General features: G+C 66.1%; 1 pseudogene. It reads right to left on the reverse strand.

The window, feature by feature from the left end:
- Positions 1–824, reverse strand: a pseudogene (locus tag CXQ97_RS20765) (phosphoribosylformylglycinamidine synthase); the annotation flags it as partial.

Raw genomic sequence — 824 nt, forward strand, 5'->3', positions numbered from 1 at the left:
GTAGGCCAGTAGCAGACCGTCGGCGTTCAGCCCCTGGACCACGGCGAAGAACGCCTGCAGGTCTTCGGCATCATCGACGTCGGGTGCCTGGCGACCAAGCTGACCATACACCTGCGCAAGAATCGAAGCGCCCATGCGGTTCTGGCCGCGTCCCAGATCGATCAGGATCAGGTCCGTTGCGCCCTTGTCCAGGCGCAGCTGCGGGGTCAGGGTCTGTCGGATATCAGTGACTGGGGCGAAGCCGGAAACGATCAGCGACATCGGCGAGGTCACGCTTTTCTCGGCGCCCTCCTCCGACCAACGGGTCTTCATTGACATCGAGTCCTTGCCCACCGGAATGGTCAGGCCCAGCTGCGGGCACAGCTCCATGCCGACGGCTCGCACGGTGTCGTACAGCCGCGCGTCTTCGCCGGGGTGGCCGGCGGCGGCCATCCAGTTGGCGGACAACTTGATGTCGGAGATCTTCTCGATGCGTGCCGCTGCCAGGTTGGTCAGCGTTTCGCCGATGGCCATGCGGCCCGACGCCGGGGCATCCAGCAGTGCCAGCGGCGTACGCTCGCCCATCGCCATGGCCTCGCCGGTGTAAACGTCGTAGCTGGTAGCCGTGACGGCGCAGTCGGCGACTGGCACCTGCCACGGACCGACCATCTGATCGCGCGCTACCTGGCCGGTGATGCTGCGGTCGCCGATGGTGATCAGGAAGCTCTTGCTGGCCACCGCTGGATGGCGCAGCACCCGGGTGACGGCTTCGCTCAGATCGACAGTAGCCGCATCGAAGTCATCGCCCAGTTCCGCTTCGCGGCTGGCGCTGCGGTGCATGCGCG

The sequence above is a fragment of the Arthrobacter sp. B0490 genome, assembly GCF_002929355.1.
Taxonomy (GTDB): Bacteria; Actinomycetota; Actinomycetes; order Actinomycetales; family Micrococcaceae; genus Arthrobacter_D.